Annotated in this window: 5 protein-coding genes and 2 pseudogenes; all 7 read left to right on the forward strand. The window is 71.1% G+C overall.

Translation table 11 applies throughout. The features are described 5' to 3' along the window. The coding region (locus B2J89_RS20515) for a DUF58 domain-containing protein (RefSeq protein ID WP_169170400.1) at positions 1-343 on the forward strand (343 nt) is incomplete at its 5' end. A gap of 109 nt (positions 344-452) precedes the next feature. Continuing rightward, positions 453-2,495 (forward strand): DUF3488 and transglutaminase-like domain-containing protein, encoded by a 2,043-nt coding sequence (locus B2J89_RS20520; RefSeq protein WP_169170399.1) that lies wholly within the window; start codon positions 453-455, stop codon positions 2,493-2,495. 5 nt (positions 2,496-2,500) lie between these two features. Next, positions 2,501-3,595, forward strand: a complete 1,095-nt coding sequence (gene mltB, locus B2J89_RS20525; protein WP_205763889.1) for a lytic murein transglycosylase B — start codon at positions 2,501-2,503, stop codon at positions 3,593-3,595. Between the two features lie 30 nt (positions 3,596-3,625). Further along, positions 3,626-3,862, forward strand: a pseudogene (locus tag B2J89_RS22905) (DUF1653 domain-containing protein); the annotation flags it as partial. Next, a complete protein-coding gene (locus B2J89_RS22910) occupies positions 3,863-4,096 on the forward strand; it encodes an oxidoreductase-like domain-containing protein (RefSeq protein ID WP_371809108.1) in 234 nt (77 codons plus the stop codon). It abuts the pseudogene before it with no gap. A 129-nt stretch (positions 4,097-4,225) separates the two neighbouring features. Continuing rightward, positions 4,226-5,197 (forward strand): ABC transporter ATP-binding protein, encoded by a 972-nt coding sequence (locus B2J89_RS20535; RefSeq protein WP_169170712.1) that lies wholly within the window; start codon positions 4,226-4,228, stop codon positions 5,195-5,197. Beyond that, positions 5,197-5,631 (forward strand): annotated as a pseudogene (locus B2J89_RS20540) (ABC transporter permease); the annotation flags it as partial. The gene B2J89_RS20535 and the pseudogene B2J89_RS20540, both read left to right, overlap by 1 nt.

Here is a 5,631-nt window from a genome sequence, read left to right on the forward strand (position 1 = left end):
CTCCAGCCAGGGCGCGGGCGAATTCGAGGGCGTGCGCGCCTACCGCCGCGGCGACCCGCTTCAGCGCGTGGTCTGGAAGAAGGCCGCGCAGGCGCTGGCCGCCGGCACCGATGCCCTGGTCAGCCGCGACGCCGAACACCTGCAGCGCCACGAGCTGTGGTTCACACCCGAGCGCACCGGCCTGCCCGATCCCGAAGCGCGCCTGTCGCGCCTGGCCGCCTGGGTGCTGCTGGCCGAGCGCCTGGGCCTGGACTATGGCCTGCGCCTGCCCGGTACCGAGATCCCGCAGGGCAGCGGCGCAGCCCAGCAGCGGCGCTGCCTGGAGGCGCTGGCGCTCTTCTGAAGCAGCGGTTTGATATGAAAATGGCCTACAGCCCAATACCGGCAAGCGCGAGAAGCTATTCATTGAATAGCAACATTGCGCCCCTGCCGCAGCCCCCCGCCCGCCTGCCATGAGCCTGCGCCGGACCCTCGCTGCGCTGCCGCGCGACGCGCGCGACACGCTGTTCCTGCTGGTGGTGATCGCGTGGGTGATCGCACCGCAGGCCCTGCACCTGCCGGCGTGGGCCGGCGCGCTGGCCGCCCTGCTGCTGCTGTGGCGCGGCGCACTGGCCTGGCAGGGCCGCCCCCTGCCCGGGCGCTGGGCCGTGCTGCCCGTGGTGGCGCTGGCCGTGGGCGCCACGCTGCTCACGCACCGCACCCTGCTCGGGCGCGACGCGGGCACCACGCTGATCGTCGTGCTGCTGGGCCTCAAGACGCTGGAGGCGCGCGCGCGGCGCGATGCGCTGGTGATCTTCTTCCTGGGCTTCTTCACGGTGCTCAGCAACTTCTTCTATTCGCAATCGCTCGCCACCGCGGCCGCCATGCTCATCGCCCTGCTGGGACTGCTCACGGCGCTGGTCAATGCCCACATGCCGGTGGGCCGCCCACCCTTGGCGCTGGCGCTGCGCACGGCCGGCACCATGGCGCTGCTGGGCACGCCCATCATGCTGGCGCTGTTCCTGCTATTTCCGCGCATGGCGCCGCTGTGGGGCCTGCCCAGCGACGCGCTGACCGGGCGCAGCGGCCTGTCGGGCCAGATGGAGGTCGGCAGCATCGCCACACTGGCGCTCGACGACAGCGTGGCCCTGCGCGTGCTGTTCGACACGGCAGACAACGCGGCGCCGCCGGCGTCGCAGCTGTACTTCCGCGGCCCGGTGCTCTCGCGCTTTGACGGCCGCCAATGGCAGGCACCGGCCGGGCGCGGCGGCGCGGCCGGGCAGGACGCCGCCGGCATGCCCGCGCGCCTGCAGGTGCGCGGCGCGCCACTGCGCTACACCGTCACGCTCGAGCCGCACCAGCGCCCCTGGCTCATGGTGCTCGACGCGGCGCCCGAGCGCCCCGACATCGCCGGCATGGGCGCCGTCATGGCCCCCGACCTGCAGTGGCTGGCCACGCGCCCGGTCACCGACGTGCTGCGCTACAGCGCCACCAGCTACCCGCAGTTCCGCCATGGCCCGACGCGCGCCACGCCGCAATTGCGCGCACTGGTCGAGCTGCCCGCGGGCTTCAACCCGCGCACCCTGGCGCTGGCGCAGCAACTGCGCGCCGACCCGGCCGTGGCCCGCGGCGGCACGCCCGCGCTGGTGGATGCCGCGCTCACGCGCCTGCGCACCGGCGGCTACCAGTACACGCTCGAGCCCGGCGTCTACGGCGAGCACACCGCCGACGAATTCTGGTTCGACCGCAAGCAGGGCTTCTGCGAGCACATCGCCTCGGCCTTCGTGGTGCTGATGCGCGCCGCCGACGTGCCCGCACGCATCGTCACCGGCTACCAAGGCGGCGAGCGCAATCCGGTCGACGGCTACTGGACCGTGCGCCAAAGCGATGCCCACGCCTGGGCCGAGGTGTGGGTGGAAGGCCGCGGCTGGGTGCGCGTGGACCCGACGGGCGCCGTGGCGCCGGACCGCGTGGGCCAGTTCCGGCGCCTGCCGGCGCCGCGCGGCGTCCTCGGCGACGCCATGGGCAGCGTGCTCACCCCCGGCATAGCGCAGCGCCTGCGCGCCACCTGGGAGGCCGTGAACACCGGCTGGAACCAGTGGGTGCTGAACTACACGCAAAGCCGCCAGCTCGACCTGCTCAGAGCGCTCGGGTTCGGCGCGCCCAGCTGGCAGGACCTGGCGCGCGTGCTCGCGGGCCTGGTCGGCGCCGTGGCGCTGGCCGGCGCGCTCGGGGCGCTGTGGGAGCGCAGCCAGCACGACCCCTGGCTGCGCCTGCTCGCGCACGCGCGCCGGCGCCTGGCCCGCGCCGGGCTACCGCTGCCGGTCAGCATGCCGCCGCGCGCCATGGCCGCGCAGGCCGAGGCCCGCTTCGGCCCCGCCGCCAGCGCCGCCGGCGCATGGCTGCTGCGCTTGGAACAATGCCGCTATGCCGACGCCCGCACGGCGCCGGCGCAGCTCAAAATCCTGCAGCGCGAACTGCGCCGCCTGCGCTGGCCCACCGCCCGCACCCCATGATGCCCATGACCATGTTGAAGAAAATCCTCCAAACCACTCTTGTTTTCATAGCTGCCAGCGCTTTATGCACGGGCGCTACAGCCCAAAAACACCAAAAAAAATCGGTAGGCAAACCCGCCACGGCCCGCGCCGCCGAAGGCAGCACGCCCTACGCCAGCCGTGCCGACGCCATGGCGTTTGCCGACGACCTGGCCGAGCGCCGCGACCTCGACCGCGAATGGGTGCGCCAGGCCATTGGCCAGGCGCGCCTTTTGCCGCAGGTGCCGCGCCTCATGCTGCCGCCCGCCCAGGGCACGGCCAAGAACTGGCGCGCCTACCGCAGCCGCTTCATCGACCCGGTGCGCATCCGCGCGGGCGTGGCGTTCTGGCAGCAAAACCGCGCAGCGCTGGAGCGCGCCGAGCGCGAGTATGGCGTGCCGGCCGACATCATCGTCGGCATCATCGGGGTCGAAACGATCTACGGCCAGAACATGGGCAGCTTCCGCGTGATGGACGCGCTGGCCACGCTGGCCTTCGACTTTCCGGGCGCGCACCCGCGCGCGCCCGAGCGCACCGAGTTCTTCCGCCGCGAGCTCGAACAGTTCCTGAGCCTCACGCACCGCACCAACGTCGACCCCTTCGATCCGCGCGGCAGCTACGCCGGCGCCATGGGCCTGCCGCAGTTCATGCCATCGAGCTGGGTGCGCTACGCGGTGGACTTCGACGGCGACGGGCGCATCGACCTGTTTGGCAGCCCCGCAGACGCCATCGGCTCGGTCGCCAACTACTTCATCGCGCACGGCTGGACGCCGGGCATGGCACCCTACTACCCGGTCGAATTCGACACGGCGCGCGTGGACATGGACGCGCTGCTGGCGCCCGACATCCTGCCCACCTTCAGCGCCACCAGCATGGCCGCCAAGGGCGCCATCGTGCAGGGCGCGGGCGCGCAGCACGCGGGGGCGCTGGCGCTGGTCGAGCTTCAAAACGGCGACGACGCGCCGAGCTATGTGGCCGGCACCGAGAACTTCTACGCCATCACGCGCTACAACTGGTCGAGCTACTACGCGATGGCGGTGATCGAGCTGGGCCGCGAGGTGGCGGCCGCGCGCAGCCGCTGACATGCAGCCCGCTCTTTCAGACACCTGCCCATGACCGACACCACCGACCTGCCCCCGCTGGACGCCCCGCCACCGGGCCTGTACCGCCACTACAAGGGCGGCTGGTACGAGGTGCTGGGCGGCGCGCGCTGCAGCGAAACCCTGCAGGGCATGGCGCTGTACCGCGCGCTCTACGGCGAGGGACTTGAAGGCGGCGCGCTGTGGGTGCGGCCCGCCGCCATGTTCAGCGAAACCGGCGACTTCGGCGGCCGCCGCCAGCGCCGCTTCGTGCGCCACGACCCGGCCAGCCTGCCGCTGGCCGATCTGGCCACCGCGCGTGCGCTCATCGCGCACCTGCACGGCCAGGCGCAGCGCAGCGGCACCGACCTGGACAACGCCCTGCGCCCGCCGCCGCGCGAACCGGCCTACTGCGGGCGCGGCTGCAATGGATGCGTGTGGGAAGGGTTTTACGCCGCGCTCGACCACTGGCGTGCCGACGCGCTGGCGCTGCTGCCACGCTAGCGTCGGCGCGCCGGCGCCATTCGGGCCACAATCTGCCGCGGCCGCGTGGCTTTGCCCGGCCTGCGCCACGCGCTGCCTTGGCACTGCGCGGGCCGCAGGTCTCTTGTTGTCTTTGCCCCCCATCCACCCATGCCTGCTTCCCCTCCTCCCACGCCCGCCGCTGCCGCCGACGCCATCGTGCGCGTGCGCGGCGTCAGCAAAACCTATGCCGGCGGCTTCCAGGCGCTGAAGAACATCGACCTGGACATCCGCCGCGGCGAGATCTTCGCCCTGCTCGGGCCCAACGGCGCCGGCAAGACCACGCTGATCAGCGTGATCTGCGGCATGAGCAATGCCACCGCAGGCAGCATCACGGCCGACGGCCACGACACCGTGCGCGACTACCGCGCCGCGCGCGCGGCCATCGGCCTCGTGCCCCAGGAACTGCACACCGACTCGTTCGAAACCGTGTGGGCCACCGTGAGCTTCAGCCGCGGGCTGTTCGGCAAGCCGCCCCACCCGGCGCTGATCGAGAAGATCCTCAAGGACCTCTCGCTCTGGGACAAGAAGGACACCAAGATCCTCGCGCTCTCGGGCGGCATGAAGCGCCGCGTGCTGATCGCCAAGGCGCTGTCGCACGAGCCGAAAATCCTGTTCCTCGACGAGCCCAGTGCCGGTGTCGACGTGGAGCTGCGCCACGACATGTGGCGCCTGGTGCGCGCGCTGCGCGACGCCGGCACTACCATCATCCTGACCACGCACTACATCGAGGAAGCCGAGGACATGGCCGACCGCATCGGCGTGATCCGCCAGGGCGAACTGATCGTGGTCGAAGACAAGCAGGTGCTGATGCGCAAGCTCGGCAAGAAGCAGCTCACGCTCACGCTGCAGCACCCCATGGCGCGCGTGCCCGACGCGCTGGCGCGCTGGCCGCTGGAGCTGTCTGACGACGGCCAGGCGCTGACCTACCGCTTCGACACCCAACAGGACGACACCGGCATCGCCGCGCTGCTGCGCGCGCTCGGCGAGCACGGCATCGATTTCAAGGACCTGCATTCGCGCGAAAGCTCGCTCGAAGACATCTTCGTCAGCCTCGTGCACGAACAGAAAGCACCCCAATGATGGGTTTCAACCTGCACGGCGTGCGCGCCATCTACCGCTTCGAGATGCACCGCGCCTTCCGCACCTGGGCGCAAAGCCTGATTGCGCCGGTGCTCTCGACCTCGCTGTACTTCATCGTCTTCGGTTCGGCGATCGGCTCGCGCATGGGCGACATTGGCGGCGTGGACTACGGCGCCTACATCATCCCGGGCCTCTTGATGCTGTCGCTGCTCTCCGAGAGCATTTCCAACTCGTCCTTCGGCATCTACATGCCCAAGTGGTCGGGCACCATCTACGAGCTGCTGAGCGCGCCGGTCAACTGGGTCGAGGTGCTGCTGGGCTACGTCGGCGCGGCCGCCACCAAGTCGCTGATGGTCGGTGTGCTGATCCTGGCGACGGCGCGGGTGTTCGTGCCGTACGAGATCGCGCACCCGGTGTGGATGGTGGGCTTTCTG

Source organism: Acidovorax sp. SRB_24 (genome assembly GCF_012931925.1).